Source organism: Vibrio sp. S/42/10, assembly GCF_029890535.1.
Taxonomy (GTDB): Bacteria; Pseudomonadota; Gammaproteobacteria; order Enterobacterales; family Vibrionaceae; genus Vibrio; species Vibrio cyclitrophicus.
Genome location: NZ_JAKMZC010000041.1, coordinates 1 through 1,426, shown reverse-complemented (window position 1 = coordinate 1,426; position 1,426 = coordinate 1). Strand labels below are relative to the sequence as shown.

At 42.5% G+C, this 1,426-nt stretch carries 2 protein-coding genes; both read left to right on the top strand.

Annotation, left to right across the window (positions count from 1 at the left end; translation table 11 throughout):
* Positions 1-46 precede the first annotated feature (46 nt).
* Entirely contained in the window at positions 47-556 is a 510-nt protein-coding gene (locus L8S15_RS21675; protein ID WP_102392984.1) for a helix-turn-helix domain-containing protein, read from the top strand.
* Positions 553-1,395 (top strand): IS3 family transposase, encoded by an 843-nt coding sequence (locus L8S15_RS21670; RefSeq protein ID WP_280575155.1) that lies wholly within the window; start codon positions 553-555, stop codon positions 1,393-1,395. The genes L8S15_RS21675 and L8S15_RS21670 overlap by 4 nt, the downstream gene beginning before the upstream one ends.
* Positions 1,396-1,426: the final 31 nt, after the last annotated feature.

Sequence of the window (1,426 nt, the reverse complement as noted above, 5' to 3'; positions counted from 1 at the left end):
TGAACTGACCCCCAATAGTTGGACACCAATTATTGGGGGTCTTTTTATGTCCAAATATAGCCGAGAGCTAAAATGTATCATTGCTAGGCAATACTTAGATGGCACGTCATCTCTCTACTTAGCAAAACAATATTCAATTTCTTCAAGACAGATACGGTATTGGGCTCAAGTCTTTGCCATCCATGGTGCTGATTCATTTTTACCAACTAACCAAGCGGCTACTGCTCAGACAAAACGAAAAGCATTGAATTTAATGTGGACGAATGAATGGTCTCTCACGCACACTAGCGCAGTATTAAACCTCTCATCCCCTGGGATACTCTCTGTCTGGCTCAAACGATTTAATGAGCACGGTATCAAAGGGCTCAAAATGCGCCAGAAAGGAAGACCCTCAATGAAACAGCAACCTCAACGTACCACTAAGCCTGATGATGAAATGACACTTGAGGAGCTAAAAGAGGAGTTGGTCTATTTGCGAACCGAGAATGCCGTTCTAAAAAAGTTGGAAGAGTTGGAGCAGGAAAAAAACCGTCGAACAAAGAAAAAGCGGTCATAGCTCTAACTCTTAAAAGCAAGTACCCGTTAAAGCACTTACTGCACACTCTACAGCTGGCAAAAAGTGTCTTTTATTATCAGGCTCAAACGAGCAAGCGCCCAAATAGCTACGAACGTGAGCTGCGGTTGATAGAGTCAATTTATCATGAGCATAAGGGGCGATACGGCTACCGCCGAATTCACTTGGAACTAAAAAATCAGGGGTTCGAGCTTAATCACAAAACGGTTCAAAGGCTTATGTCTCAGCTCAACCTTAAATCGACGGTCAGGATTAAAAAGTATCGTTCATATCGAGGAGAGTCTGGAACAGCAGCTCCTAACGTGCTTGAAAGAGATTTTAGTGCGACTCAACCCGATGAAAAATGGGTAACTGATGTCACGGAGTTCAAAGTAAAAGAGCAGAAAGTATACTTGTCTCCCGTTGTCGACTTGTTTACTCAGGAAGTGGTTGCTTATAGAGTGGCTAAAAATGCCTGCTTGCCGCTTGTCACGGATATGCTGACGGAAGCCATATCAAAGCTTAAACCCAACTCAAAGCCAATTATACATAGCGATCAAGGTTGGCAATATCGCCATCGACAGTATCAAAAAAAGGTAGCGGAGAGTGGGTTAACGCAAAGCATGTCGAGAAAAGGTAACTGCTTGGATAATGCGGTTGCTGAAAACTTTTTTGCTTTACTCAAAACAGAGATGTATCACAACCAAAGCTTTGAAGATGCAGATGCTCTGATAGAGCAAATTAAAGAATACATCGAGTACTACAATACCAAACGTATAAAAGTGAAACTAAAAGGCCTGACTCCGATAGAATATCGAACTCAGGCCTTGAAAGCCGCTTAACAGAAATGTCCAACTTTACGGGGTCACTTCA

Coding starts and splice junctions, on each gene's coding strand:
- L8S15_RS21675 (WP_102392984.1), top strand. CDS start 47: ATGTCCAAATATAGCCGAGAGCTAAAATGTATCATTGCTAGGCAATAC.